This window comes from Gymnodinialimonas sp. 57CJ19, assembly GCF_038396845.1.
In the GTDB taxonomy this organism is placed as follows: domain Bacteria; phylum Pseudomonadota; class Alphaproteobacteria; order Rhodobacterales; family Rhodobacteraceae; genus Gymnodinialimonas.
The window spans coordinates 571,096-596,287 of record NZ_CP151587.1; the positions used below are offsets into that span (position 1 = coordinate 571,096).

Genomic DNA, 25,192 nt, shown 5'->3' on the forward strand with positions numbered 1-25,192 from the left:
GCATCAAGGCCCGGTCGCGCGTTGGCGACGGGCCCTGCATTTTGCGATCTTGTTTGGCCAGACCAGGCGCACCGCAGTGCGACCACGCCAAAACCGTCAGGCGGCGTGGTCCAGCGGTTTCCCTGAAGGGTCGTCCGTAGCGTTGTCAACGTGCAGGCGGTCAAACTCCACGAAGAACGTGGTCCCGACCCCCAACTTGCTGACGTAGTCGATCGTCGCGTTGTGCCTCTCGACAATCTGCTTGCTGATATTAAGGCCAAGACCCGTGCCCCCTACCCGGCGAATGTTGGACGAATCCACTTGGCTGAACTTGCCAAAGACGCAATCCCGAGCGCCGCTTGGAATGCCCGAGCCTTCGTCTTGCACCGAGATGCGGACACGGTCGTCGATGGTCTCCACCCGCACCTGCACCACGTCCCCCTCTTCCGAGAACTTCGCGGCATTGGACAGCAAGTTGCCCATCACCTGGATCAGACGGATTCGGTCGCCGGAAATCTTGCAATCCTCTTGGCAGAAGTCAGTTGTGACGCGAATGCCCAGTTTGCTGGCAAACCCTTCCGTGGATTCGACCGCATCTTGCACCAGGTCGTTCGCATCCACTGGTTTGAAGTGGAACTTCAGTTCTCCTGCTTCAATCTTCTGCATATCGAGGAGGTCTTCGATCAGGGCCGCAAGGCGTTGGCCGTTCTTGGTCGCAATACCCACAACGGGTTTGAGGTTGGGGGGCAAAGTGCCGAGCTTGTCGTTGTTGATCAATTCAAGCGACCCGATGATCGACGTCAAAGGTGTGCGCAATTCGTGGCTGACAGTCGCGAGAAACCGGGATTTTACCTCCAAGGCCGCTTTGGTGCGCTCGTTTTCTTCCCGGATCAGCTTCATCTGCTGAAGCCGCTCTTTGTAGCTAAGGTAAAACTTCGCCGAAATGTCGGCGATAAAGTAGAGCACGAAGATGATCGTGAAGAATTCCAACCAGATCGAGGAATCGAAAGACGGCATGAAACGCACCACATCAAGGAACGCGATACATAGGAAAGCAACGGCATAGACCGACAGGCGAAGCAGAAGAATGCCAACCATTTGGCTGTTGTACATCGCCGCAAAGACAGAGGCCGAGAACAGGAAGAACAGAGGCGTGAAATGACCGGGCGACGTTTGCAGGAATGCAATGTTCACGATGAACAGGCCAATCGCGACGCTGCTTAAAACCGTGTTGCGGGCGATGCGCCTTAGAATGCGCCCTCCCATGACCGGATCTTCGCCGTCCCATGACCGGGATTGACGCCCCAGAATCACATCAAGCATTTCGGTGATCGCCACCAAGGCGTAGCAGGTGAAGATCGCGTAGGGGTCAAAGTAGAGCGCCGTAAGAATTGCCGCCCCCAGAAAGCTGACCTGCCGCTGCCAAACCAGTTGGTTTGCAAGGGTGATATAGTCCTTGATGTGCTGCTCACGGCCTTCAGAGTTGAACCAATCGCCCCTGTTTGCCCACATTGTTTTCAACTGCTGCATAATGCTTCCACCTCTTTCGTAGGGTTAGAAGTACCTGAGAAATGCGACTAAATTTGTTCATTCGCGCGGCGGGACAGCGCCTTTTTACCCCGTTTGGGGCAGAGGCGTGGCAGATAAATCAACGAGACATAGGCAAAGCACAGCCCCGGTCGGGGCCATGACTTTGCCTTGAAAGGCGAACGCCAAGGCTATCAGGCAGCCTTTGGATTCGCGATCCTGAAGGAAGGATAGATCCCGGCAAGCTCGGGGAATGCGATGTTGGCATGGGGCACCTCGTCCACCGGGCCGAACACCGGGGTGCGGGCAAGAACGGCCGCGCGCTGCTCTCGCACCTTGGCGGTGAGAAGCTGGATCGGCTTCTTCAGGCCCGGATAGCTGCGAGGTTCTGACACGATCTCGTACCCCAGGTACCGACGGTAAAACGCCGAATGCTCGGCCCGCACAGGGGCAAGGGCCAGGTCGATGTCATAGAACATCGTGGCAAGGAACGGGATGCGCAGCGCAAGAAAGTGCAACGGAACGCGGCGCTTGCGGGCGGCAGGGTCGATCACGAAACGGGTCGAATCCAGCGCCGTTTTACTAAGATTGATGTCGTCCATGATCTCGGGGAAGACTTCCAGCGTCGGAGAGGCATAGGAAAGCTGGGACAAAAGATGCAGCCGGACAGCGGCGAAGATCTCTCCGTCGTATTCAACCGCGACGTGGACGCAGTTCGGGGTTTCGTCGAACGGGTCCGTCATCATCTGCCGCTCATTCGCGGGAATGGACTTTTCGGCGCGGTAACAATTGTAGCGCAGGCGGTACACGTCCTCGAGGTCTTGGTCCGAGCTCAGCACCCGGTAGCGAGCGCGTTTGAGTGCTTCGATGACTTGATTATTCATGGTCATCCTCGCCCGTGCCTACCGGTGCCCGGCACACCAAAAGGTCGCTGTAGCCGCGATACACCGTGTCTTCGCGGTGGATTTCAAACCCCGCCGCCGTGACAGCCGACGCGAGTTCTTCCGCACTATGGGTCCAGTAGACACCCTTTTGTTGCGCGTCGTAGATCGCGGAATTCTGCTTGGCGATTTCGCGCCCTTGCCAGAAAATCCGCAAAGCGCCCAACAAGCCGTGCTTGGCCTTGATGCTGCGAAACAGGTAGCGGCGCCAATCGGCCACATCCATGTCGCGCCCCAGGTCCACAAGGAACAGCCAACCGCCGGGCCGGAGCAATCGGCGCAGATCCTTCAGGCGCTGTTGCGGATTTGGCATCGCGTAGATCGCGTGAACGCAAACGATCAGGTCCGCCTGATGGGATGGCGAATAACTTTCGAGCGCGACATTGTCGTAGGTGATATTTGGATGCGCCGACATTTTGGCTTTTGCCGCGGCAATCATGCCGGGATCGGGTTCGGCCAGATGTATTTCGGCGTCGGGGCAGGCAATCGCCGCCCTTTCGGTGTAATTTCCCGTGCCCCCGCCAATGTCATAAATCAGCTTTGGCGTTTCAATTGAGGCGAGGAATGTATCGAACGATGCAAGGATCGCCTGATACTCTGGATTGTGTTCAGACAGCAGATCATATGCCGTGGCATAGGCGCTCCAATCGGCCCGCACCGATTGGTCTGCTGTTTCTGATTGATAGACGTCAAGGGGCATTGCCCCGTCAGCGTGAGCGCGTGACGGCATGGGAAGAGTCTCCAAAATTCAACTGCGTGCGAATGAATATGCGACTCGTTACCCTGCCCAAAATGTGCCTTCAGATTGCCACATTTGCAAGGCCATTTCAGGGGCGCGCGTCCTTTTGGTCGCTGATTTTACTCAATAAATGATGAGTCAGCAAAATAGGAAACCCGCAAATATCACAGCGTTTCCTGGTGTTTTCGAAGGAAAAGACGCGCGGACCTCGACGTCGCAAAACGTGGCGTAAAAATGGCAAAATTGTCAAAAATTAGGCAATATTTTCATCGACGGGCCGGAAAACAGCCCCATTTATCGGAGAGCAATGAGGCAGCGCGATGGGCGCAGCAACGTTGGAGTCGGTATGAAAGTCGAATCTATCTATGGGGATCCGGTCACTCTGTATCTTATCGCTCATTTCGTGGGCTTCGCCCCTCATGACAACGTCAACGCCGCCCCTTCCAACCGCGTGATACATGCAATGCGCCGCAAGGCCGCGAAGGAATAGGTCGCGCCCTTCGCCAAAGAATTCTGCGCCAGATGCGCGGCGTACTTTACAGAAGCGATCACGACAGGCTCTAATCGGGGTCAATGGAAGACCCACCAAACCCGCCCCAGACCTGCGATGTCGTCATTATTGGCGGCGGTCCGGCTGGGTCGACCATGGCCGCCCGACTGGCGGAAATGGGGCTGGATGTCGTGCTGTTCGACAAAGACGTGCACCCAAGGTTCCACATTGGCGAAAGCCTTTTGCCCCGAAACCTGCCGATTCTTTCGCAGCTTGGCGTGCTAGACGCGGTCGAGGCGATCGCGGTCAAGAAGTTTGGGGCCGACCTTGCCCTGCCCGACCGCGAAGATTACCGAAAGTTCGAATTCGCCGAGGCCAACCCAAGTCACCCCCACGCTTTTCAGGTCAAGCGGGCAGAGTTTGACCACCTGCTGCTGCAAAACGCCCGCAAGGCCGGGGCCCGGGTCATGGAAGGGGTTCGGGTTAAGGACATTAACTTTGAGCCGGCTGAAAGCGTTAACGTGACAGTAGATGGGGCCAAGCCCGTTTGGCAGGCGCGGTTCGTGGTGGATGCCAGCGGGCGGGACACGTTTCTGGCCGCACGCATGAAGACGAAAGAGCGCGACCCAAACCACAACAGCGCCGCCGTGTTTGCCCACTACCAAGGCGTGCAAAGACGCCCCGGAACCGACGCAGGCAACACCAGTGTCACCTGGTTTGAGAACGGGTGGTTCTGGACGATCCCGCTGTCGGAAGGTGTCGATAGCGTGGGGGTCGTGTGTGACCCGGAATTCCTGAGGACCCGCAAAGGCCCCTTGGACGAGTTTCTGTCTGAAACCATCGCCTCTTGCCCGCAGATGCGCCACCGGATGGCCGACGCACATCCGATCTCCATGGCGCAAGCGGCGGGCAACTTTTCGTACAAATCCAATAGGATGCATGGAGACCGTTACCTGTTGATCGGCGATGCCTACGCCTTCTTGGACCCGATGTTCTCCACAGGTGTATATTTGGCGATGGAAAGCGCGATGCGGGGGGCAGAGGCCGTGCATACCTTCCTGACAGAGCCCGAAACAGGTCGCCTGAAGCTCGACGCGCATGTCATCAGCATGGAGCGCGGCTTGGGGCGGTTGTCGTGGTTTATCTACAAGTTCAACACGCCTGCGACGCGGAAACTTTTCATGTCGCGTCTCAACCCCCTGAACATGCGCAGAGAGGTCATCAGCCTGCTGGCCGGCGATGTCTTTGGGCGCAGGTCCGGCGGTATCGGGGTGCCCGCTTTCAAGCTGGCTCATCGGTTACTCAGCGTCGTGTTGCGATAGGGCGCCCGGATGCAGAACCCGCCAAGACCCAAGGAAAGCTGGCTAATTTTCGATTTGCTGTTAACGCTTGAAGGGTAACGGGCATTTCCCCAAGCGACCCGAACCCCACGAAGGGCCCTTCATGACGACACCCTATCTGCACGGCCTTTCTACCGCACTTCCGCCCCATTGCCTGTCGCAAGACGATGTGCGCGAACGCGCTGCGATTATTTTTGGCGGCAAATACCCGCAGTTTGACCGCCTCGCGAAATCCTTCGAGACGGCGGGCATTGACCAGCGCCACTCTGTCGTTCCGATCGACTGGTTCTCGGAGGATCACGGGTGGGAGGACCGCAATGCCGCTTTCATGGTTGGGGCGAAGGCAATGTATATCGAGGCCGCGCGACGCGCCCTTGACGCGGCGGGCTGGCAGGGTGCGGATGTGGATTGCGTCGTGTCCGTATGCTCGACCGGTTTGGCCACGCCGACGCTGGACGCTCAGGTCTTTTCAGACATGGGATTTCGCCAGGATATCATGCGCGTGCCGCTATTTGGCCTGGGCTGTGCGGGGGGCGTTTCGGGCCTGTCGGTGGCGCAATCCATCGCGGCGGGAAAGCCCGGCGCAAGGGTGCTGCTTGTGGTGGTCGAGACCTGCTCTCTCTCGTTTCGGGCGGACCGATTGCAGAAGGCAGACATCATCGCGGCGGTCCTGTTTGGCGACGGGTCTGCGGCGGCCTGCGTCAGCACGGAAAAGCCAAAGAACGGCAGCGTTATCGCGCTTGGGCAGGGGCATCAGACGATGTGGCCCGACACGCTTGGAATCATGGGGTGGGACGTGGACGAAACTGGTTTTGGCGTGGTCTTTGACCGCTCCATCCCCGGTTTCGTGACCGAGGAATTTGCCGAAGCCGCGCAGGGCGCATTGACCGCCGCAAACCTGACCCATGATCAGATTGACCGCTACGTCTGCCACCCCGGCGGGGCGAAGGTCGTGGAGGCCATTGAGGGCGCGTTGAACTTACCACAAGGCTCGCTGGTGGCGGAGCGGGAGACTCTGCGCGCTGCCGGAAACATGTCGGCGCCCACGGTGATGTTCGTGCTGCAATCGGTGCTGGACGCTGGCACCACGGGGCAAATGATGGCCTGCGCGTTGGGCCCCGGCTTCACGGCGTCATTCCTGCCGTTTCAGGTGGAGGCCGCCGCGTGACCGCAACATATCTGTTCCTCGGCTTCATCATCCTGCAACGCCTGAGCGAGCTGTTCATCGCCAAACGCAATACCGCGCGTCTTCTGGCACGAGGCGCCTATGAAGTGGGGGCCGCGCATTACCCTGCCATGGTCGCCATGCATTCGGCCTGGATCATCTGCCTTGTTGTCTTTGGCTATGACAATTCGGTGGCTTACGGCTGGCTGGCCATCTTCGCGGTGCTACAGGTCTTGCGGGTGTGGATCTTGGGCAGTTTGGGCAGTCGCTGGACCACAAGGGTCATCATCTTGGAAGAGCCATTGGTCGTGCGCGGGCCGTTCAAATACGTGTCGCATCCCAACTACATGCTTGTGGTGGCCGAGATCATCGTCGCACCGATGGTACTGGGCCTGCCATGGGTAGCGCTGGTGTTCACCGTTCTGAACGCCGCGATGCTGTGGGTGCGGATCGGGGTGGAGCACAAGGCCCTCGCGCCCCTACGCTAGAGACGCGCGATGCGCCGTTGCACGGGCGCGGGCTTTGCCGCAAACAAGCAACGACACCGCAGGGGAGGGAACACCGCATGGCTGTAAAACGATTGCTGACGGAATTTGGCATGGGCAGTTCGCTGCGCCGCCAAGATTACACCCAAGCCGCTGAACGCGCTGTCAAAGGTGCTTTGTGGCACAACTCCATCAATCTGGCAGAGCTGTTCGGGAAGCAGAAGGAAGAGATGCAGATCACCGTAGAAGTCGGCGTTCAGAACCCCGATGCGTTGGAGACCGACAAGATCGCCGCGATCTTCCCCTATGGGCAGGTGACAGTCATTCCAAGACAGGGCGGGTTGGACGTGCCCCGCAATGATGGCGGCAAACCAACGGTCATCGCCAACGTCGCGATCTCTGTTGCCTTGGAACTGGGAGAAACCCCATGAGCGAGCAGCGTTTCATCATCGAAATGGGCATGGGCAACGATCAATATGGCCAAGATTACACCAAGGCTGCCGCCCGCGCGATTGAAGATGCCATCCGCCATTCCGCCATCCCGATGTTCGAGGCAACGGGCCTGTCGTCGGACCAGATGCGGGTGCAGGTCACGGTGGGGGTGCAGGCGCCCGAGCGTGTCGATTGCGCGGCGCTGGCCGAGAACCTGCCACGGGGCCAAGCGACGGTGACAGCGGTGCAAGGTGGGTTGGACGTGACGAACCCTGACACCGGCAAGGTGTTGGTCATCGCCTCTGCCGCGGTAGAGGCGTTCTTGCCGAAACAGGCCGAGAAGGCCTCCTGAGAGGGGGAAGCCGCGCCTGTTGACAGAACGACAATGGGCGTGAATATGTCGCCCATGACCACCAGACTGTCCGAAAAAGAACGCCAGATTGCCGCCGCCGCCCTGCGTGTGTTCACGCGTTATGGCCTGAAGCGGACGACGATGAGCGATGTCGCGGAAGAAGCCGGTGTTGTGCGCCAGACGCTCTATAACGTCTTTGCGAATAAGGACGAAGTGATCCACGGGACGTTGCTGTATTACACGGAAATGCTCCGCAAAACGACGTTGGACGCCTGGAAGGGCGAAAGCGATCTTTCAATCAAGCTCGACCTATTGTTCGAGCATTATATCGTCGCATCTTGGGATGCGGTCCGGGCGACGCCCGACGCCGGAGACCTCGAATCCGGTTCTCACGCAGCGGCCGAGCGGGCCATGGTCGCCGCAGAAGCTGCGCTTGATAACATGCTGGCCGATCTGTTCGCCCCCCATGCCGACGCCTTGGCGCGGAATGGGCAGAACGTGGCGGATTTCGCCCCGTTCGTACGCGCGGTCCTGATGGGGTTCAAACACAAGACGAGGGACCGCGATGCCCTCCTGAAAAATCTGGCGGCGTTCAAGGCCCTGGTCGTACTCTCCACCACCTGACAAGCAATTTTACACTTCTTGACTATTTGTCCAAATCGGGCAATATCGCGCCAACTTTTGGAGGTCGATATGCGCTTGAACGTGAACGGTGAGGTAAAAGAGGTCGATGTCGCGCCAGACATGCCGCTTCTGTGGGTCTTGCGCGAAGAACTGAACATGCCGGGCACGCGCTATGGCTGCGGCGTCGCGCAATGTGGCGCTTGTACGGTTCATATCGACGGGCAAGCCATGCGGTCCTGTCAGATGCCAGTGGGCGACCTGGAAGGGGCGCAGATCACCACCGTGGAGGGGTTGGCACAGGCCGACACGCTGCACGCCGTGCAACAGGCCTGGATTGACCATCAGGTGGCCCAATGCGGCTACTGTCAAAGCGGGCAGATCATGCAGGCCGCCGACCTGCTGTCCACCACGCCGAACCCGACCGACGAAGATATTGATTTCGCCATGTCCGGCAACCTGTGCCGATGCGGCACCTACCCGCGTATCCGTGCTGCGATCCACGCCGCCGCCCGCGCGATGGAGGGTTAAGGGATGAGCAAGCTCAAGACCTTCACCCGCCGCGCCTTCCTTGTCGGCTCTGCCGCTGTTGCAGGGGGCGTCGCCTTTGGCGCGTATCTGGTTGTTCGCGATCCAGAAAACCCAAACCTTCAGAACCTGCCCGAGGGGGCCGCGTCGTTCAATCCATGGGTGCGCATTGACGCCTCTGGCGTGACGCTAATCACCCCGCACGTCGATATCGGGCAAGGGGCCGTGTCCATGCAGGCCGCCTTGATTGCCGAAGAAATGGATCTGGAATGGGGCGGGTTCAATGTCGATTTCGGCCGCCCTGCCCCGGCCTATTGGAACACGGCCATGGCCGCAGATGGCGCGCCGGTTCTGCCTTGGGATGACAGCTTTGGCGCACGTGCCATGCGATCTACGATGGGCGGTCTGCTGAAGGTTATGGGGATGCAGGGCACCGGCGGCTCGTCCTCTACGCCCGATAGTTTCGTGAAACTGCGTGAAGCTGGCGCGATGGCCCGCGAGACGCTGAAAAGCGCGGCCAGCGCGCGCACGGGCGTTGCCGTGGCTAATCTGCGCACCGAAGCGGGGGCGGTTCACCTGCCCGACGGCACGGCGATTTCTTATACCGACCTTGCCGCTGAAGCCGCGCAGATTGATCCGGTGCAAGACACGCCGCTGCGCGACCCATCCACGTGGCGCCTGATCGGCCATGATATGCCGCGCCTTGATATTGAAGCGAAATCCACCGGCCAGCCGATGTATGGCATCGACCTGGAGCTACCGGGCATGGTGCGGGCCAGCGTGCGGGTGAACCCGCGCAAGGGGGGCTCCCTGAACGGGTTTGACGCCACGGCGGCCGAGGCGATGCCCGGCGTGGAGCAGATCCTGGAGATCCCCGGCGGCGTTGCGGTGATTGCCACCAATACGTGGTACGCCATGCAGGCGCTCGATGCGATTTCCTACGACTGGGGCCCTGCTGATTATCCGGCAGAGCAAGCCGCCCATTGGGCAGCTCTGGAGGATAGTTTCACCGAGGAAACCCTCGACAAGGAATGGCTCAACAGCGGCGATGTGGAGGCCGATATGCCCGGCGCCGAGGTGCTGGAGGCCGAATACCGCGCCCCCTATGTGGCACACCAACCACTAGAGCCGCTGAACGCCATCGTGCTGGTGGAAGACGACAGCGTGCAGGTCTGGACCGGCCACCAGATGCCCCGCTTCCTGCAACAACAGGTGGCCGCCATTACCGGCCATGACGCGGACCAAGTGGTATTCCACAACCAATATGCGGGCGGCTCGTTCGGACATCGACTGGAGTTTGACTACGTCAAACAGGCCACCCGTGTTGCGATGCAGCTACGTGGCACCCCAGTTAAGATTATTTACAGTCGAGAATCGGATTTCGCACAAGATTTTCCAAGGCAAATCACCATGGGCCGTGCCCGAGGTGCGGTGCGCGATGGGCAGGTCATCAGCTACGACACGCAGATCGCGGCCCCTTCTGCCATGCGCTCGCAGATGGCCCGCCTCGGCCAGCCGCTGCCCGGGCCTGATGGCCAGCTTGCTGCTGGTATCTGGCAGCAGCCCTACGGGTTTGAGAATGTGCGCATGCGCGGCTACGCGGTCGAGGGGCTTTCGCCCGTCTCGTCGTGGCGGTCGGTCGGGGCCTCGGCCAACGGCTTTGTCGGCGAAGGCTTTCTGGATGAGTTGATCCACGCCGCCGGGGCCGACCCGCTGGCAGAACGCATACGTCTTTGCACCTTGGACGACGTGAGCCGCCGCGTTCTGGAAGCCGTCGGAGAGATGTCCAACTGGGGCGAGGCACTGCCCGAAGGCACGGGCCGCGGCGTTGCTCTGGTGCATTCCTTCGGCGTTCCCTGCGCCGAGGTGGTCGAGGTGACCAACACCGAAAACGGCATCCGCCTGGACCGCGTCTGGGTCGCCGCAGATGTGGGCCGTGTCGTGGACCCGGTGAACTTCGAAAACATCGTGAAGGGCGGCGTCATCTGGGGCCTTGGCCACGCGATGAACTGCGAGATCACCTACACTGACGGCATTGCGGATCAGACGAATTTCCATTCTCACGAGGGGATGCGGATGCATCAGGTGCCCGAAATCTTCGTGCGTGGGTTGGAAAACGGCGGTGTGCGCGGGATCGGAGAACCCCCTGTTCCGCCTGCTGCCCCTGCCCTGGCGAACGCGATTTTTGCCGCCACCGGGCAGAGGTTGCGGGAAATGCCGTTCTGGAACCACGTCGATTTCGTCTGAACGCTTTAGCTTTGCCCGAATCGACTTGTCTGTAAGGCTGCTGTTGGGACAATCAACGGGACCTTTATGAAGCCAGAAATTCGCACGGCGCTGCAATCCGTCGGGTGCGCCGTGGCCTTCAACGACGGCGACCTGCTGCGCGAAAAGGGTGCTTTCGTGCCCGATATGCTGCTGATTACCAGCGGTCAGGTCGATTGCGTCGTGTCCGAGGCGGACGCGGTTCATTACACGGTCGGTCCCGGCACGATTGTGGGAGAAATCGGGTTTCTGACCGGGCAAGGGGCCACCGCCACGCTGCGCGCTGTCGGCCCGGTCAAGGCGCTATCGCTGAACGCGCGGTCCTTGCAACGGCTCCGCCAGAACTCTCCGACCATAGCGGCCGAGGTTCTGCGCCATCTTGCAACGCTTCTGCAAGAACGCGCCGCCCAGAACGAGGCGTTGATTGCAGAGGTTGAAGGTGGCTCTGACAAGATCGAGGTCGTGCGCTGCTCGACGCTGGATCAACGGCGCACAGCGCAAAGGGTGCGCTATGATGTGCATTGTCTGGAACGGGGGCTGGCCTGTGCATCGGCCGATGACGCAGAGGGGATCATCACCGACGCGTTTGATGTAACGGGCACGTCTTTCATTGCCTTCACCGGGGTCCAGGCGATCGGGATGATGCGGGTGAACGCGGGGCCGGATTGTGATGAGTCGTTGCGACGTTTTCACGGGCTTTCCCACGATGCCGATGCGGCACAAAACAGCACGATCATCACGGCAAGTGCGATCCACGAAGCCTATAAAAACGCAGAACTTTTCAGCCAGTTCATTGCCGCCATCGCGACCTTCGCGCAGGCTTCTGACGCGACACGGCTTTGCGCCGATTGCCCCCCCGGCGCCGAGGCCCATTATTTCGCCTTGGGGTTCCAGCGCAGCGGTCCCGACGCGCCCTTGCCCGAGCTTGGCTTGTCAGTGCCCCTGATTCTGACGGCACTTTCCGATGCGGAAATTGGGAGCGGTTAAACCTCTGTTCACGTCGATGTCGTAAGCCTTCTCTGACCTTTGAGGAGCATGGCCATGGCGGACGACGACCTTCGCCCGATTATCATCAAGAAAAAGAAGGTGATCTCTGGCGGGGGGCACCATGGTGGCGCGTGGAAAGTTGCCATGACGTCCCTTTCCTTAGATTCAATAGCGTGCGTTTTTCACGCTGTTCACGATCCGACGCCCAGTTTGGGGCATCGATTGAAACGTCATTCTGACGGGTGTGGCCCGGTGGTTTGGACCACGCCACCTCATTGGGTGCGGGTTCTTTTTGGGGGCAAAGACTAAACAACATCCTAATCGCCCTGCCCCCATTGCAAACGATTTGAACTGACTTCGATCTAGCGCCGCACGACCGAGCCGGAGGGCGCCGGAGCACCCTTCTGGCTTTGGCCATCAGCGCCATAAGTCGTGAGCTGCGACGATCGGGCCGACTGCAAATGCGCGCGCGCCGTCGCAACCCCTGCTTGTGCCGCCATGAGAAGGCGCGCGTTGCGGGCAGCTGCGCCCTGAATGCCTGTGACAACTTCCAGATCACCGCCTTCCCGGCGCAATCGCTCAAACGCGCGAGACAGCTTCGGCGCCATCTTCCCCAAGGCGTCCAAGTCACCGGCCAACAGCGCATGGTGTTGCTGGTCCAACATATCCGCGACCGTTTTGGCCGCATTCTTGCGAAGGCCGATCATTGGGCAGCCTCCGCACGGCGAACGAGAGAGTCGAAGATGGATTCCGCCAAGCCAAGCCCGCCTTGCGCCGACAGCGCGTTGGCATGTTCGGAACGGAGCATGGAGCTGAATTGCTCCTCCCCTATACCGCCGCCAAAACTGTTGTCGTCTCGCGCTTCGCCAAAGCCCGCGTGTTTCAACATCTCGGCCAGGAAGGCCGCTTCAAGATCTTCGGCCACGGTTCGCAATTCTGCGTGGGGGTCCACGGCGGCGGGCATTTCTTGCGGTGTCAGTGTCGTAGAGGGAATCGGTAGGGTCATGGAAGTATCTCGCATTCGAGGGATTTCTTTGAAGTTGGCAGATGCGCGTAAACAAATCGTAAGGGGATTGGGCGTAGACAGGGGACGTCAACAACAATGACGGACAGCCAGAATGGATGATCTGCTCCAAAGCCCCCTTATGTCGGGGCAAGGTACATTTGCCTTCACCCGCCCTGATTCTGAGGTCACCGCCCTTGAAGGCGCGGCCTTTGGGGCGACTTTCGATGCACTGCTTACAGGGCCCGTCGCGCCTGTTCCGCATTTCCCGGACTCGATCGCGCTTTATCCTCAGTTGGATGTCGCTGCGCCGGGACCATCGGAGGGCACGATTGAAACGCCGCTCATGTTGGCTTCCGAAAGAACGACCCTGGCATCCGACGAGACGCCTATCCTTCCGATGGGCGTTCCGGTTGATCCTGCCACCGACCCCATCCTGAAAGGCGCGACGGCGGCTGATCTCGCCTTCAACGCGCAGATTGCTGGGGGAGCGTTCGTCGCCGACACAGGTGACGCGCCCCTTCGCACACTGCCGATGGCTGCGCCTGTCATTCCCGCTAGTCCTGCGCCACATCAACCCGTGTCCGTCGTGCAGAGTGTTGTGAACCAACCTCCTCCGACGAGCAGTAACACCGTTGCCGCCCCTCATGTGGCTGAGCTTTCTCAGGCGGTGCCGGTGGCTAAAGCAACCGGCCAAATGCCGCCCCTGGCCCCCACCACGACTGAGGCCACACGTGCGCCGCAGGTCAACGCGCAGGGGCTGCCAGCTGCGGCATCGCCTGAACCTCAAACCCTCCCCGTCGGGCCGGAACGCCCTGGTCGCGCGACTATGACGGGGCCGCTGACGATCCCTGATGTCGCACGGGTAAGCCCTCAGACGGCACCGCTCACGGTTCCCCCCGCGGCCCGGGAGGCAGTGCAACCGGGGCCGCAAACGCTACCCGGTGTGGAGCGTTCGACCCCGCAAGTCATGCCGCAGACACTGCCCGCGGATAGAAGCACAATGCTACAGAACCCTCCCCTCGTGCATCCCGTTGCAGACCCCGCTCCGCGCGACCATCGTGCGCCCGGTTTTGCCGGGCCAATCCCTCAATCGGAACGAACCGCTGTTGTGATTTCGGGCCCGCAGGCGCGTCCCGCAACGACGGAACAGCCTGCCGTACTACGCAATCACCCGGCACCCGTTTTGCCGCCTCAATCCTCGGGGCCGCAAACCTATAGCCCGCCACAGCAGGCGCCATCTGCGCAGCCCGCTGAGGCGATGAGGTGGCAGAGCCTGCCCCAGAGCCTGTCGCAAAGCCGGACGGCGCCTCCGCCCAATGTCCAACCGCAACCAATGCAACCGATTGAGCAGATGGCGCCCGCCGCCATCCAGCGCGGCTATTCGGCGGCCACCGTCACACTCGCGTCTCAGGCCGCGCCACTGACCAGCCCAACCGGAGCCCCCACCTCGGTTCCCACAACCCTAACCGGCCAAGAATCCCCCAAGGAAGCGGCCACAATCCGCGTGGGCGGTTGGACAGTTCCCGCCGCGCGTACGCCTTCACCCTACGTTGTGGTTCCGCAGCAAGCCGCAATCACAACACCCGCGGCGCCGCAAACGCTGACGGGCGGTGCAGATTTACCGATGGATGCTTTACCCGATTTCGATAGCGCCCTTCAGCCGCTGCTGACGCCCGCCTCTTCCACCGCGCTTACGCCCACAACATCGCTTTTGGCCCATGCGCCCTCTACCACCGCGCAGGTAATCGCGCAGCAGATCGCCACGGCGCTTGCCAACCCCTCGGCTGAGGGTGACGCACCACTGGAACTGGCGCTTGATCCGCCGGAATTAGGGCGCGTGCGGATGCAAATGGCAGAAATCGCGGGGGTGATGACCCTGACCATTCAAGCAGAACGGCCCGAAACCGCTGACCTGATGCGCCGCCACCTCGACCTTTTGGCGCAGGAATTCTCGGACGCCGGCCTTGATTCGCCTTCCGTCCACATCTCGCAGGATGGGGCGGAACATCAGGGGCGCGATGACGGCGATACCCCAACTCAGGCTTCTGCCGCCCCCACCGCCTCTACACCGGATGACGAGGCCTTGCCTCGGCCAAGCCGTACCGCCGCTGGCGGCTTAGACCTTAGATTATAGGAGCCACCCCATGGAAATCCTCTCTGCGCTGCAAAGCGCCGCGACCCCCGCTGCCGTGCCGGAACAGCAGACCTCAAGCATCGCGTCGATCACCTCGGACTTCGACATGTTCTTGCGACTTCTGACGACGCAAATGCAGAATCAAGATCCCTTGGACCCGGCTGATTCCACGGAATACACCGCGCAGCTCGCGACCTTTTCGGGGGTCGAACAGCAGGTGGAAACCAACAATCTCCTGCGTGACCTGCAGGCCAGTTTCGCCTCCATGAACATGGGCCAGCTTTCGGGCTGGATCGGGATGGAGGCGCGGGCAGAAGTGCCGGTGAACTTCACCGGGCAGACCACCATGGTGCAGGTTGCCCCCCATGCCCTGGCCGACCGGATGGAACTGATCGTACGCAACGCCGCGGGCGACGTGGTGGCCAACGTGCCCGCCGTTTTAAGCGATGAACCCTTCGCCTGGAACGGTGAGGGCGGCGATGGCACCCCGCTTCCCCATGACACCTATTCCCTGTCCGTCCAAAGTTGGAGCGGGGAGGACATCCTCGAAGAGCGCTCCGCCTTCGTTTACGGCGAAATAACCGAAGCGCAGACCCTGGCGGGAGAGGTTTGGGTCACCATGGAAAACGGCGTCAGCCTGCCCGCAGAAAACGTCCAAGGCCTGCGTCGCATCCCGTAGGCCCTAGAACAGCGATAGAACCCCGGCGACACCCAAGCCAATCACCAGACCACCTAGGCCAACGGCCATACGTTCGGGCCAACGGCTCGGTGGGATTGGCTTTACCGGATGGGCCTGCGCGATCAGCGCGGCTTCGGCCAGTTGCGGCAAGCGTGGACCGAAGCGCGACAGCACCATCGCCGTGCGCGCCAGATCGCGCATCATGGCTTGCGGGCCGATGGACTTGGCAATGTAGGTCTCTACCTCGGGTCGCGCCACGGCCCAGATGTTCAGGTCCGGGTCCAGGGATCGGCCTACGCCTTCCACAACCACCATGGTGCGTTGCAGCAAAATCAGCTCGGTCCGCGTTTCCATCCCGAAACGTTCCGTCACTTCAAACAGATACGACAACAAGTGCCCCATGGATATCCGAGAGGCTTCCATGCCGAAAATCGGCTCTCCGACACTGCGCAGGGCTTGGGCGAACTCTCCGATATCGCGGTCAGCGGGGACGTAGCCCGCCTCAAAATGCACCTCTGCCACGCGGCGGTAATCCTTGCGGATAAAGCCCATCAGGATCTCGGCGTAGACTCGGCGGGTGAACTCATCAATCCGCCCCATGATCCCGAAGTCGAGCGCCACCACATCGCCGTTGGGCGCCACCTTCAGGTTCCCCTGATGCATATCCGCATGGAAATACCCATCACGCAGGGCGTGGCGCAGGAACATCTGCAACACCGTTGCACCAAGTTTGCGACGATCATGACCCGCTGCGTCAATCGCGGTCAGGTCTGACAGCGGCAGGCCCTCGGCCCACCCCAGCACCATCATACGGCGGGTGGACATGCTCCATTCCACGGCTGGCACAGTGAACCCGTCATCCTCTTGGGTGTTAGCCGCAAATTCCCCCGCGGCCGAGGCTTCGATCCGCAGGTCAAGCTCTTGCAGCACGACCCCTTCGAAGTGATCGACCACATCGCGCGGACGCAATCGCCGCGACGCCGGAGACAGCGTTTCCACCAGAGAGGCGATCAGGTGGAAGGCGTCCACGTCCTTGCGAAACGCCCGCTCAATCCCCGGACGCAGGATTTTCACGGCCACTTCCCGGCCCGTTTCCGCCAGCGTAGCGCGGTGAACCTGCGCGATAGAGGCCGCCGCGATGGGATCAGAGAAGGCGCTGAAGGTGGCCTCCAGCGGGCCATTCAATTCCTCGGCCACGACCTTGCGGGCGACCTCCACCGGGAAGGGCGGCAGCTTGTCCTGCAAGACCTGCAATTCCAGCGCCATATCCGGGCCGACGACGTCGGGGCGGGTGGACAGGATTTGCCCGAACTTGATGTAGGCCGGTCCCAACGCCGTCAGGGCGCGGGGCACCGGCGGCACGTTCGGGTCACCCTTCAGTCCCAACCATTTGAACGGCCACCCCACCACACGGGCAGCCACGCGGATCGGGCGCGGCGCGTCCAACGCCTCTAGCACTGCGCCCATGGCACCGGTGCGTTCAAACGTGGCGCCGGTGCGGACCAGCCGCCAAATGTTATGAGGGCCGCGCACTTAGATTTTCCATCCCGAATGCAGGGCTGCAATGCCCATCGACAGGTTGCGGTATTTCACCTGCTCAAAGCCCGCATCGCGAATCATCCCGGCGAAGGTGTCCTGATCGGGGAATTTACGGATCGATTCGACCAGATATTGATACGAGTCGCGATCCCCCGCGATCAGCTGCCCCATGCGCGGGATCACGTTGAAGGAATACAGATCATACAGCTTTTGCATCCCGTCATTGGGAAGCTGGCTGAACTCCAGCACCATCAAGCGTCCGCCGGGGCGCAAGACGCGGTAAGCCTCGGACAGGGCCTCGTTTGTGCGGGTCACGTTTCGGATGCCGAAGCTAATCGTGTAAACGTCGAAGGAATTGTCAGCGAAGGGCAGCGCCATGGCGTCACCGCAGACCCAATCCAGATGATCTGCCAAAGCCTCGGCCTCGGCACGTTTTTCGCCCTCATCCAGCATCGACTGGGTCATATCGAAAACGGTGGCATGGGCACCGGGCGCCCGCTTGAGGAACCGGAAAGAGATATCGCCCGTGCCGCCCGCCACATCCAGCAGCTTCTGGTCATCACGCGGGGCCAGCCAATCCATCATCGCGTCTTTCCAAACGCGGTGGATGCCGACACTCATCACGTCATTCATCACATCGTATTTTGACGCGACATTGGTGAACACACCGTGCACCATCCCGGCCTTCTGATCTTCGGCCACATCCTGAAAACCGAAGTGAGTCGTTTGATCGTCTGCCATAGGGCTTGTCCTTTTGTCGCGCTGCCCCCTCTTATAGGGCGTAGCCAAGAGGTTACAGCACCCCTTCGCCCCATAAGGAAAGAGCGATTTGCCCGAACTTCCAGAGGTAGAGACAGTGCGTCGCGGCCTGGCCCCGGTTCTCGAGGGCGCGCGGATCGTGAAAGCAGCGGTAAACCGCCCCGATTTGCGCTGGCCGTTCCCCGAAAACATGGCCGCACGGCTAGAGGGGGCGACGGTCAAGGCGCTGCGGCGGCGGTCGAAATATATTCTGGCGGATCTGAGCACCGGGGAAACACTGCTGGTGCATCTGGGCATGTCGGGGCGGATGCAGATATCGGGCGAGGTGGTGGGCAGTTTTCATCATACGCACCCCGCCGCGCAGAAGCACGATCATGTCGTGCTGGATACGGACGCGGGGGCACGGATCACCTTCAACGATGCCCGCCGCTTTGGCGCGATGGACCTGATGGACACAGCGACACAGGACCAACATTGGTTGATCCGTGATCTGGGGCCAGAACCGCTTGGCAACGGCTTTGACGAAGCGCATCTGATTGCCGCGTTCAAAGACAAGCGGTCCCCGGTGAAAACGGCGCTTCTGGATCAGCGCATCGTGTCAGGCCTTGGCAATATCTACGTGTGCGAGGCCCTGTGGCGCGCCGGGATTTCGCCGCTGCGTCAAGCGGGCAAGATCAGCGCCCCGCGAGTCGCGAAACTGGTGCCGATTATCCGAGATGTCCTAAGGGAAGCGATCGAGGCGGGCGGCTCCAGCCTGCGCGATCATCGGCAAGCAAGTGGCGAACTGGGATATTTTCAACACACCTTTAGGGCCTATGGCCGAGAGGGCGAACCCTGCCAAGCCCCAGACTGTGCAGGGAAAATCAACCGCAAGGTGCAATCGGGCCGTTCCAGCTTCTACTGCCCGGCCTGTCAGAGATAACTTGAACCCTCCGATGGCGGTGCTAACCCTCGGGGGTCTAATGAAACAGCGGATGAGCACATTCCATGGCCTATGAGACCCTGATCGTCGATGTTGAAGATCATATCTGCCTCATAAAACTAAACCGTCCCGACGCGCTGAATGCGCTCAATGGGCAACTGCTGGAGGAGTTGGGCAAAGCCCTGCGGACCGCTGACGCAAACGACAAGGTGCGGTGCATCGTGCTGACCGGGTCCGACAAGGCCTTCGCCGCTGGCGCTGATGTGACCGAGATGGCAGGCAAGAGCTTTGCCGACGTCGTGTTTGAGGACATGTTCGCCAAGGACGAGCGCGCCATTGGTGCGGTCCGCAAGCCGATCATCGCTGCCGTTGCAGGCTATGCGCTTGGCGGCGGTTGCGAACTGGCCATGGCCTGCGATTTCATCATCGCCGCCGAGAACGCCAAGTTCGGCCAGCCCGAAATTAATCTGGGCGTCATTGCCGGCATGGGCGGCACCCAGCGACTGACCAAGTTGGTGGGCAAATCCAAGGCGATGGACATGCACCTGACGGGCCGCTTCATGGCCGCCGAAGAAGCCGAGCGTTCTGGCCTCGTGTCGCGGGTCGTGCCCGTGAAGAAGCTGGTGGAAGAGGCGATGGCCGCCGCTGCCAAGATCGCCGAGAAATCCGCCATCGCCACCATGGCCGCGAAAGAGGCTGTGAACCGGGCCGAGGAAGTCTCTCTTTCTGAAGGGCTGCTCTTTGAACGCCGCGTGTTCCATTCGCTCTTTGCGACAGACGACCAGAAAGAAGGCATGAACGCCTTTGTTGAGAAGCGCGAACCTCAGTTCCGAGACAAGTAAGACCAATTTGGGTGATTTAGGGATAAAGAGTCTTCCCTTTCGGGCGCTCTTTCCCTAAATCCCCGAACAGACATGCGTGAGAGGCCCGCTTTGGCCAGATTCGTCCGGTACAGAACCCGGAGACGGGACCCCCCGCGCGTTAGATATTGTATACGCCCAAGTCAGGGCCCCGAAAGGATCACACCATGGCAAATTCGCCCCAAGCTAAAAAACGCGCTCGCCAGAACGAGCGTCGATTCGCAATCAACAAAGCACGTCGTTCGCGCATCCGCACGCACCTGCGTTCCGTTGAAGAAGCCATCGAATCTGGCGACCAGGCTGCCGCTACGGCAGCTTTGAAAGCGGCTCAGCCCGAGCTGATGCGCGGCGTCACCAAAGGTGTGATGCACAAAAACACCGCTTCCCGGAAAATGTCGCGTTTGGCATCTCGGGTAAAAGCGCTCGGCGCGTAAGGGCCTTTCGAAGGTCTGTAAATTAGGGGCGTTCCTTCACGGGGGCGCCTTTTTTCGTGTCTAAATAGTTAACGGTCTCAACGCCATAATTGGGCGGGAGAGATTCGATTTCGGGAAGGTTGCGAGTCAAGCGCGAAGACCTGTTGCGACGTAAGAGCGACTCCCGATAACTTGTTCTTGCGAGTCATACGCCTTGGGGGTGGATGAGAGGCACCAAGCCTCTATTTGATATGCGACGCGGCCCGGATGCGGACACATCCGGTGCCATTGGCGGTTTCGTCAGTGCATATCAAATGGAGGCCAAACGGGAGGAAACGCACATCGAAAATGTGCCGCCGCCCATTAACGGTGCTTTAACTTCACCTCGTGATCATACCCTGTGGGACGTGCTTTCAGCACCGCTGGCAAACCGGTGGGCCGAAACGCGTTTGACGCCATGATCATGCCCAATGTTACGGGTAGGATGCCTTGCGACGCAGATACTGGTGAGGAACCGGCCCACGAAAAGGCGCCGGGCGAGAATAGGACGGGACAAAGGCATGACGAACGACACATGGAATAATGTGCGCCAAGAGCTGTTGAAGGTTGTCGGTAAGAACAACTTCTCGGCATGGATTGAACCGATCGCATTCGATCGCGTTGATGAGCGGACGGCACATTTCCACGTTCCCACGAACTTCATTGGCTCCTGGGTCACGAACAACTTTGGCGACCTGATTCTGCGCCATCTGTCCGCCCACGGTGCCTCGGCCGACCGTGTCGTGTTTACCGTGGCTCCGCGTGGCTCGGCTGCGGCAGCGGCACCGGCGAACACCCCAGCCCCCACACCGGTTGAGCCTGTTGCAGCCCCCGCTCCCGTCGCGGCGCCTGCACCTGTGGCGGCGCCAACCCCTGCCCCGGCGACCACCGCCGCGCGCGAAATTTCCGGCACCAATCTGAACCCGAACTTCACCTTCGCCAACTTCGTTGTCGGCAAACCGAACGAGCTGGCCCATGCCGCCGCCCGTCGCGTCGCCGAAACGCTGGACGTCACATTCAACCCGCTGTTTCTTTATGGCGGCGTCGGCCTTGGTAAAACGCACCTGATGCACGCAATCGCCTGGGATCTTCAGTCGCGATTCCCCGATGCGAAAATACTCTATCTTTCGGCAGAGCAATTCATGCACCGTTTCGTGCGCGCCCTGCGGGAACAGGATACGTTCAATTTCAAGGAAACCTTCCGCTCGGTCGATATTCTGATGGTCGATGACGTTCAGTTCATCGCCGGCAAAACCTCGACCCAGCAGGAATTCTTCCACACGTTCAACGCCCTTGTCGAAATGGGCAAACAGATCGTCATCTCAGGCGACCGCGCCCCCGTTGATATGGAAGAGTTGGACAACCGGATCGCGTCACGCCTGCAATGTGGCCTTGTCGTGGATATCCACCCCACCGATTATGAACTCCGCCTGAGCGTTTTGCAGCACAAGGCCGAGATCATGGGCGCGAAGTATCAGCACATCACGTTTGCCGATGGCGTGCTGGAATATCTGGCCCAGAAAATTTCGTCGAACGTACGGGTTCTGGAAGGGGCACTGACGCGGCTTTATGCCTTTGCCGACCTGGTGCGCCGCGAAGTGACGGTTGATCTGGCCAAGGAATGTCTGACCGACGTTTTGCGGGCGACCGACAAGAAGGTCACCATGGACGAGATCCTGAAAAAGACCTGCGAGTATTATAAAATCCGCCAGGTCGACATGATCAGCCAGAACCGCCAGCGGGTGATTGCGCGGCCGCGCCAGATGGCGATGTACCTGTGCAAGCGGCTGACCACCCGCTCCCTGCCCGAGATCGGCAAGAAGTTCGGCGGACGCGATCACACCACGATCCTTTATGGCGTGCGCAAGATTGAAGAACTGATGCAGGCCGACAGCCAGATTGCAGAAGATGCAGAACTGTTGCGCCGCACGCTGGAAGCCTGAGGTTTCGCTATTTGCTGCCCGCTTGCCACTTGACGCTGGCACGCGGGGGCGCAGTATCTTATTCAACTTGTGAATATCTGGGGTCCGAGTAATCTCGCGGCCCCACACTCTGTCGGAGCGAAGCTATGAAACTCTCCATCGAACGCGCCACTTTGCTGCGCGCTGTCTCTCAGGCGCAATCCGTGGTGGAGCGTCGGAACACCATTCCGATCCTTGCCAACGTGCTGATCGAGGCCGAAGGCGACACCGTCAGCTTCCGCGCCACGGACCTTGATATCGAGGTCGTCGACAAAGCCCCCGCGCAAGTGGAACGCGCCGGTGCCACCACGGTATCCGCCGTGACCCTGCACGAGATTGTGCGGAAACTACCCGACGGCGCATTGGTATCGCTGACAGAAGATTCGACCGCCGCTCGGTTGACGATTGAGGCGGGGCGTTCCTCGTTCCAGTTGGCGACCCTGCCGCGCGAAGATTTCCCGGTGATGGCATCGACCGATTACACCGCCAACTTCTCGGCCAAAGCGCCCGAGCTGCGGCGGTTGTTCGACAAGTCCAAGTTCGCAATTTCCACGGAAGAGACACGCTATTACCTGAACGGCGTCTATTTCCACATCGCCGATGGCGACAACGGCAAGGCTTTGCGGGCCGTTGCCACCGATGGGCACCGCTTGGCGCGGATCGATTCCGCGCTGCCCGATGGGGCGCAAGAGATGCCCGGCGTGATCGTACCACGCAAAACCGTGGGTGAGTTGCGCAAGCTGCTGGACGACGACGACGCCCAGATCGCCGTGTCTGTGTCGGAAACAAAGATCCGCTTTGCCACGCCTGAAATCACCCTGACGTCCAAGGTTATTGACGGCACCTTCCCCGACTACACACGCGTGATCCCCACCGGGAATACCCGCCGCATGGAAGTGGACGCAGGCGATTTTGCCAAGGCGGTTGATCTGGTGGCCACGGTGTCATCGGAGCGTTCCCGCGCGGTGAAAATGGCCTTGGATGAGGACCGTTTGGTTCTGTCTGTGAATGCCCCTGATAGCGGAAACGCCGAAGCGGAGCTGGTTGTGGCCTATGCCGACGAGAAGCTGGAGATTGGTTTTAACGCCAAGTACCTGCTGGAGATCGCCAGCCAAGTGGACCGGGAGAACGCAGTTTTCATGTTCTCCAGCCCAGCCGAACCGACGCTGATGCGCGAAGGCAATGATGACAGCGCGATCTACGTCGTCATGCCGATGCGCGTGTAACATCGGTCCGATTGAGTTGTATTTGCCAAGATGAATGAGGGAGCGAGATGAGCCGCGTGTTTGTCTCGTCGTTGGTGTTGTCGCATTTCCGGTCGCACCGGCGCGCGCGCATGGCATTGGATGGGCGCCCGGTGGCGTTGTTCGGCCCCAATGGCGCGGGCAAGACGAATCTAATGGAAGCCGTTTCGTTGCTGTCACCCGGGCGCGGGTTGAGGCGGGCGCAGGCGGAAGAGATCATTCGCAGGCCCGAGGCGATAGGCTGGAAGGTGGCAGCGGAGGTCGCGGGGCCGGGGGTTGGCCACGAGATCGCATTGACCGCAGAGCCGGGGCAGCCGAGGGCAACTCAGGTCGATGGCAAGAGCGCGCCGCAGGTGGCTTTGGCGAAGTTGTTGCGGATTGTTTGGCTGGTGCCGTCCCAAGACAGGTTATGGAGTGAAGGGGCCGAGGGGCGACGGCGGTTTTTGGACCGGATCACGTTGAGCTTTCTGCCCACCCATGCGGAAGCCGTGCTGAGTTACGAGAAGGCGATGCGGGAAAGGAACCGGCTGTTGCGCGATGACGTACGCGATCCCGCCTGGTATCGCGCGTTGGAGGCGCAGATGGCGGAAGCGGGCGCACGGATTGTGGCGGGCCGGCAAGACGCGTTGCAACGGATCAGTGCGGCGCAGGAGGGGGCAGCGACGGCTTTTCCAGCGGCCGATCTGGGAATTGTGACCGAGGTATCTTGCGAGAGTGTAGAGGATTTCACCCTGGCTTTCGCAGAGAGCCGCCCACGGGACTTGGCGGCGGGGCGCACCCTTGTGGGGCCGCATCGGGCGGATATGTCGGCGATCTATCGAGACAAGGGCGTGCCGGCGAAGCAATGCTCCACCGGGGAGCAGAAGGCATTGCTGATCTCCTTGATCCTTGCGAATGCGAGAGCGTTGAAGGCGGACACCGGGGCCGCCCCCTTGGTGTTGTTGGACGAGGTGGCCGCGCATCTGGACGCGACCCGCCGCGCCGCGCTGTTTGATGAGATCTGCGCGTTGGAGGCTCAGGCTTGGATGACCGGCACGGGGCCTGAGTTGTTCACGGAACTGGGCGAGAGGGCGCAGCAGTTTGAGGTGACGGAAGCAGACGGCGAAAGCGTGGTCGCATGAGCGCTCAACCGGAGCCACGGCCATGACCCTCACCCTCAGCCAACTGACGCTTTATGCGGGCGCCCTGTTCGTGATGTTCCTGACGCCGGGCCCCGTATGGCTGGCCACGGCGGCGCGGACGTTGGCCCATGGGTGGGTCGCCGCGATTCCGCTGATCCTGGGCGTGGCCTTCGGGGATCTGGTCTGGTCGCTGCTGGCGGTCTTCGGGCTGGCCTGGGTTGTTGGCCTCTACCCCTGGATCATGGTGGCATTGCGCTGGATTGCCGTGGCCGTTTTCGCGCTGATGGGGGCTTTGCTGATCCGCTTTGCAGCGCGCCCGATCGCAAGCGACAGCTCCCTCAATCGCGCCGGGGCCTGGACGGGGTTTCTTGCGGGCCTTGCCGCCATCCTCGCCAACCCCAAGGCGATCCTGTTCTACATGGGCCTGCTGCCGGGCTTCTTTGACCTCAGCATCATCACCCGTGCCGACATCCTTGCCATTGCGCTCGTGTCTATTGCCGTGCCCTTTCTGGGCAATACCGGATTTGCCTGGCTCGTGGACCGGGCGCGGCGGAAATTCTCGTCTCCGGAACGGCTGGCGCGGATCAATCGGGTGGCCGGTATCCTGCTTATTCTGGTCGCCGTGATCATCGCGGTCACGGCCCCCTAAATCTTGTGTTCATCC

27 protein-coding genes are annotated in these 25,192 nt (G+C 60.6%); 19 read left to right on the forward strand and 8 right to left on the reverse strand.

Annotated elements, in window-relative coordinates; all coding sequences use genetic code 11:
- Positions 1-96: 96 nt before the first annotated feature.
- The 4 genes from AADW23_RS02845 to AADW23_RS02860 all read right to left on the reverse strand — a co-directional run bounded on the left by AADW23_RS02845 (position 97) and on the right by AADW23_RS02860 (position 3,738).
- Complete coding sequence (locus AADW23_RS02845; RefSeq protein WP_341863013.1) at positions 97-1,509, reverse strand: HAMP domain-containing sensor histidine kinase; 1,413 nt, start codon at positions 1,507-1,509, stop codon at positions 97-99.
- Between the two features lie 191 nt (positions 1,510-1,700).
- Positions 1,701-2,390, reverse strand: a complete 690-nt coding sequence (locus AADW23_RS02850; RefSeq protein WP_341863014.1) for an acyl-homoserine-lactone synthase — start codon at positions 2,388-2,390, stop codon at positions 1,701-1,703.
- A complete protein-coding gene (locus tag AADW23_RS02855) occupies positions 2,383-3,177 on the reverse strand; it encodes a methyltransferase domain-containing protein (RefSeq protein WP_341863015.1) in 795 nt (264 codons plus the stop codon). The genes AADW23_RS02850 and AADW23_RS02855 overlap by 8 nt, the downstream gene beginning before the upstream one ends.
- 426 nt (positions 3,178-3,603) lie before the next feature.
- Positions 3,604-3,738: a hypothetical protein gene (locus AADW23_RS02860; RefSeq protein WP_341863016.1), complete on the reverse strand. Its 135-nt coding sequence runs from the start codon at positions 3,736-3,738 to the stop codon at positions 3,604-3,606.
- A 21-nt stretch (positions 3,739-3,759) separates the two neighbouring features.
- Here AADW23_RS02860 and AADW23_RS02865 point away from each other — a divergent pair, with 21 nt between their 5' ends.
- The 10 genes from AADW23_RS02865 to AADW23_RS02910 all read left to right on the forward strand — a co-directional run bounded on the left by AADW23_RS02865 (position 3,760) and on the right by AADW23_RS02910 (position 12,160).
- Positions 3,760-4,998 (forward strand): NAD(P)/FAD-dependent oxidoreductase, encoded by a 1,239-nt coding sequence (locus tag AADW23_RS02865; RefSeq protein ID WP_341863017.1) that lies wholly within the window; start codon positions 3,760-3,762, stop codon positions 4,996-4,998.
- 121 nt (positions 4,999-5,119) lie between these two features.
- Positions 5,120-6,184 carry a type III polyketide synthase gene (locus AADW23_RS02870; protein WP_341863018.1) on the forward strand — a complete coding sequence of 355 codons (1,065 nt, stop codon included), beginning with the start codon at positions 5,120-5,122 and terminating at the stop codon, positions 6,182-6,184.
- On the forward strand, positions 6,181-6,669 hold the full coding sequence (locus AADW23_RS02875; RefSeq protein ID WP_341863019.1) for an isoprenylcysteine carboxylmethyltransferase family protein: 489 nt from the start codon (positions 6,181-6,183) through the stop codon (positions 6,667-6,669). The genes AADW23_RS02870 and AADW23_RS02875 overlap by 4 nt, the downstream gene beginning before the upstream one ends.
- Before the next feature lie 77 nt (positions 6,670-6,746).
- On the forward strand, positions 6,747-7,097 hold the full coding sequence (locus AADW23_RS02880; RefSeq protein WP_341863020.1) for a Lin0512 family protein: 351 nt from the start codon (positions 6,747-6,749) through the stop codon (positions 7,095-7,097).
- Positions 7,094-7,450 carry a Lin0512 family protein gene (locus AADW23_RS02885; protein ID WP_341863021.1) on the forward strand — a complete coding sequence of 119 codons (357 nt, stop codon included), beginning with the start codon at positions 7,094-7,096 and terminating at the stop codon, positions 7,448-7,450. Before AADW23_RS02880 ends, AADW23_RS02885 begins: the two co-directional genes overlap by 4 nt.
- A gap of 54 nt (positions 7,451-7,504) precedes the next feature.
- Complete coding sequence (locus AADW23_RS02890) at positions 7,505-8,074, forward strand: TetR/AcrR family transcriptional regulator (RefSeq protein ID WP_341863022.1); 570 nt, start codon at positions 7,505-7,507, stop codon at positions 8,072-8,074.
- 69 nt (positions 8,075-8,143) lie between these two features.
- A complete protein-coding gene (locus AADW23_RS02895; protein WP_341863023.1) occupies positions 8,144-8,602 on the forward strand; it encodes a (2Fe-2S)-binding protein in 459 nt (152 codons plus the stop codon).
- Positions 8,603-8,605: 3 nt separating this feature from the next.
- Entirely contained in the window at positions 8,606-10,846 is a 2,241-nt protein-coding gene (locus AADW23_RS02900) for a molybdopterin cofactor-binding domain-containing protein (protein ID WP_341863024.1), read from the forward strand.
- A gap of 66 nt (positions 10,847-10,912) precedes the next feature.
- Positions 10,913-11,851 carry a cyclic nucleotide-binding domain-containing protein gene (locus tag AADW23_RS02905; RefSeq protein ID WP_341863025.1) on the forward strand — a complete coding sequence of 313 codons (939 nt, stop codon included), beginning with the start codon at positions 10,913-10,915 and terminating at the stop codon, positions 11,849-11,851.
- A gap of 54 nt (positions 11,852-11,905) precedes the next feature.
- Positions 11,906-12,160 (forward strand): hypothetical protein, encoded by a 255-nt coding sequence (locus AADW23_RS02910; RefSeq protein ID WP_341863026.1) that lies wholly within the window; start codon positions 11,906-11,908, stop codon positions 12,158-12,160.
- Positions 12,161-12,213: 53 nt separating this feature from the next.
- Here AADW23_RS02910 and AADW23_RS02915 read toward each other — a convergent pair whose 3' ends face one another.
- On the reverse strand, positions 12,214-12,558 hold the full coding sequence (locus AADW23_RS02915) for a hypothetical protein (RefSeq protein WP_341863027.1): 345 nt from the start codon (positions 12,556-12,558) through the stop codon (positions 12,214-12,216).
- The gene (locus tag AADW23_RS02920; RefSeq protein ID WP_341863028.1) at positions 12,555-12,857 is read right to left on the reverse strand and encodes a rod-binding protein; all 303 of its coding nucleotides are present in this window, start codon (positions 12,855-12,857) and stop codon (positions 12,555-12,557) included. Before AADW23_RS02920 ends, AADW23_RS02915 begins: the two co-directional genes overlap by 4 nt.
- Positions 12,858-12,969: 112 nt before the next feature.
- Here AADW23_RS02920 and AADW23_RS02925 point away from each other — a divergent pair, with 112 nt between their 5' ends.
- Positions 12,970-14,991, forward strand: coding sequence for a flagellar hook-length control protein FliK (locus tag AADW23_RS02925; RefSeq protein ID WP_341863029.1), 2,022 nt, complete (start codon positions 12,970-12,972; stop codon positions 14,989-14,991).
- A 10-nt stretch (positions 14,992-15,001) separates the two neighbouring features.
- Positions 15,002-15,670, forward strand: coding sequence for a flagellar hook capping FlgD N-terminal domain-containing protein (locus tag AADW23_RS02930; RefSeq protein WP_341863030.1), 669 nt, complete (start codon positions 15,002-15,004; stop codon positions 15,668-15,670).
- A gap of 3 nt (positions 15,671-15,673) precedes the next feature.
- On the opposite strand, the gene ubiB is transcribed toward AADW23_RS02930, so the two are convergent.
- Positions 15,674-17,203, reverse strand: a complete 1,530-nt coding sequence (gene ubiB, locus AADW23_RS02935; RefSeq protein ID WP_341863031.1) for a 2-polyprenylphenol 6-hydroxylase — start codon at positions 17,201-17,203, stop codon at positions 15,674-15,676.
- Positions 17,204-17,950 carry a bifunctional demethylmenaquinone methyltransferase/2-methoxy-6-polyprenyl-1,4-benzoquinol methylase UbiE gene (ubiE, locus tag AADW23_RS02940; RefSeq protein ID WP_341863032.1) on the reverse strand — a complete coding sequence of 249 codons (747 nt, stop codon included), beginning with the start codon at positions 17,948-17,950 and terminating at the stop codon, positions 17,204-17,206.
- Positions 17,951-18,038: 88 nt separating this feature from the next.
- Between ubiE and mutM the strand changes: the two genes are divergently transcribed.
- From mutM to AADW23_RS02975, 7 genes are all read left to right on the forward strand, one after another.
- Positions 18,039-18,890 carry a bifunctional DNA-formamidopyrimidine glycosylase/DNA-(apurinic or apyrimidinic site) lyase gene (gene mutM / locus AADW23_RS02945; protein WP_341863033.1) on the forward strand — a complete coding sequence of 284 codons (852 nt, stop codon included), beginning with the start codon at positions 18,039-18,041 and terminating at the stop codon, positions 18,888-18,890.
- A gap of 65 nt (positions 18,891-18,955) precedes the next feature.
- Positions 18,956-19,732 carry an enoyl-CoA hydratase gene (locus tag AADW23_RS02950; RefSeq protein WP_341863034.1) on the forward strand — a complete coding sequence of 259 codons (777 nt, stop codon included), beginning with the start codon at positions 18,956-18,958 and terminating at the stop codon, positions 19,730-19,732.
- 185 nt (positions 19,733-19,917) lie between these two features.
- Complete coding sequence (gene rpsT, locus AADW23_RS02955; RefSeq protein WP_341863035.1) at positions 19,918-20,184, forward strand: 30S ribosomal protein S20; 267 nt, start codon at positions 19,918-19,920, stop codon at positions 20,182-20,184.
- 539 nt (positions 20,185-20,723) lie between these two features.
- A complete protein-coding gene (dnaA, locus tag AADW23_RS02960; protein WP_341863036.1) occupies positions 20,724-22,145 on the forward strand; it encodes a chromosomal replication initiator protein DnaA in 1,422 nt (473 codons plus the stop codon).
- A 125-nt stretch (positions 22,146-22,270) separates the two neighbouring features.
- Positions 22,271-23,389: a DNA polymerase III subunit beta gene (dnaN, locus tag AADW23_RS02965; RefSeq protein ID WP_341863037.1), complete on the forward strand. Its 1,119-nt coding sequence runs from the start codon at positions 22,271-22,273 to the stop codon at positions 23,387-23,389.
- A 47-nt stretch (positions 23,390-23,436) separates the two neighbouring features.
- On the forward strand, positions 23,437-24,528 hold the full coding sequence (recF, locus tag AADW23_RS02970; protein WP_341863038.1) for a DNA replication/repair protein RecF: 1,092 nt from the start codon (positions 23,437-23,439) through the stop codon (positions 24,526-24,528).
- 22 nt (positions 24,529-24,550) lie between these two features.
- Positions 24,551-25,177: a LysE family translocator gene (locus AADW23_RS02975; protein WP_341863039.1), complete on the forward strand. Its 627-nt coding sequence runs from the start codon at positions 24,551-24,553 to the stop codon at positions 25,175-25,177.
- Positions 25,178-25,192: the final 15 nt, after the last annotated feature.

What these genes read in the sequence shown, in the direction of transcription:
- AADW23_RS02845 (WP_341863013.1), bottom strand. Translation starts at nt 1,509, where the DNA reads ATGCAGCAGTTGAAAACAATGTGGGCAAACAGGGGCGATTGGTTCAAC.
- AADW23_RS02850 (WP_341863014.1), bottom strand. Translation starts at nt 2,390, where the DNA reads ATGAATAATCAAGTCATCGAAGCACTCAAACGCGCTCGCTACCGGGTG.
- AADW23_RS02855 (WP_341863015.1), bottom strand. Translation starts at nt 3,177, where the DNA reads ATGCCGTCACGCGCTCACGCTGACGGGGCAATGCCCCTTGACGTCTAT.
- AADW23_RS02865 (WP_341863017.1), top strand. Translation starts at nt 3,760, where the DNA reads ATGGAAGACCCACCAAACCCGCCCCAGACCTGCGATGTCGTCATTATT.
- AADW23_RS02870 (WP_341863018.1), top strand. Translation starts at nt 5,120, where the DNA reads ATGACGACACCCTATCTGCACGGCCTTTCTACCGCACTTCCGCCCCAT.
- AADW23_RS02880 (WP_341863020.1), top strand. Translation starts at nt 6,747, where the DNA reads ATGGCTGTAAAACGATTGCTGACGGAATTTGGCATGGGCAGTTCGCTG.
- AADW23_RS02885 (WP_341863021.1), top strand. Translation starts at nt 7,094, where the DNA reads ATGAGCGAGCAGCGTTTCATCATCGAAATGGGCATGGGCAACGATCAA.
- AADW23_RS02890 (WP_341863022.1), top strand. Translation starts at nt 7,505, where the DNA reads ATGACCACCAGACTGTCCGAAAAAGAACGCCAGATTGCCGCCGCCGCC.
- AADW23_RS02895 (WP_341863023.1), top strand. Translation starts at nt 8,144, where the DNA reads ATGCGCTTGAACGTGAACGGTGAGGTAAAAGAGGTCGATGTCGCGCCA.
- AADW23_RS02900 (WP_341863024.1), top strand. Translation starts at nt 8,606, where the DNA reads ATGAGCAAGCTCAAGACCTTCACCCGCCGCGCCTTCCTTGTCGGCTCT.
- AADW23_RS02905 (WP_341863025.1), top strand. Translation starts at nt 10,913, where the DNA reads ATGAAGCCAGAAATTCGCACGGCGCTGCAATCCGTCGGGTGCGCCGTG.
- AADW23_RS02910 (WP_341863026.1), top strand. Translation starts at nt 11,906, where the DNA reads ATGGCGGACGACGACCTTCGCCCGATTATCATCAAGAAAAAGAAGGTG.
- AADW23_RS02915 (WP_341863027.1), bottom strand. Translation starts at nt 12,558, where the DNA reads ATGATCGGCCTTCGCAAGAATGCGGCCAAAACGGTCGCGGATATGTTG.
- AADW23_RS02920 (WP_341863028.1), bottom strand. Translation starts at nt 12,857, where the DNA reads ATGACCCTACCGATTCCCTCTACGACACTGACACCGCAAGAAATGCCC.
- AADW23_RS02925 (WP_341863029.1), top strand. Translation starts at nt 12,970, where the DNA reads ATGGATGATCTGCTCCAAAGCCCCCTTATGTCGGGGCAAGGTACATTT.
- AADW23_RS02930 (WP_341863030.1), top strand. Translation starts at nt 15,002, where the DNA reads ATGGAAATCCTCTCTGCGCTGCAAAGCGCCGCGACCCCCGCTGCCGTG.
- ubiE (WP_341863032.1), bottom strand. Translation starts at nt 17,950, where the DNA reads ATGGCAGACGATCAAACGACTCACTTCGGTTTTCAGGATGTGGCCGAA.
- AADW23_RS02950 (WP_341863034.1), top strand. Translation starts at nt 18,956, where the DNA reads ATGGCCTATGAGACCCTGATCGTCGATGTTGAAGATCATATCTGCCTC.
- rpsT (WP_341863035.1), top strand. Translation starts at nt 19,918, where the DNA reads ATGGCAAATTCGCCCCAAGCTAAAAAACGCGCTCGCCAGAACGAGCGT.
- dnaA (WP_341863036.1), top strand. Translation starts at nt 20,724, where the DNA reads ATGACGAACGACACATGGAATAATGTGCGCCAAGAGCTGTTGAAGGTT.
- dnaN (WP_341863037.1), top strand. Translation starts at nt 22,271, where the DNA reads ATGAAACTCTCCATCGAACGCGCCACTTTGCTGCGCGCTGTCTCTCAG.
- recF (WP_341863038.1), top strand. Translation starts at nt 23,437, where the DNA reads ATGAGCCGCGTGTTTGTCTCGTCGTTGGTGTTGTCGCATTTCCGGTCG.
- AADW23_RS02975 (WP_341863039.1), top strand. Translation starts at nt 24,551, where the DNA reads ATGACCCTCACCCTCAGCCAACTGACGCTTTATGCGGGCGCCCTGTTC.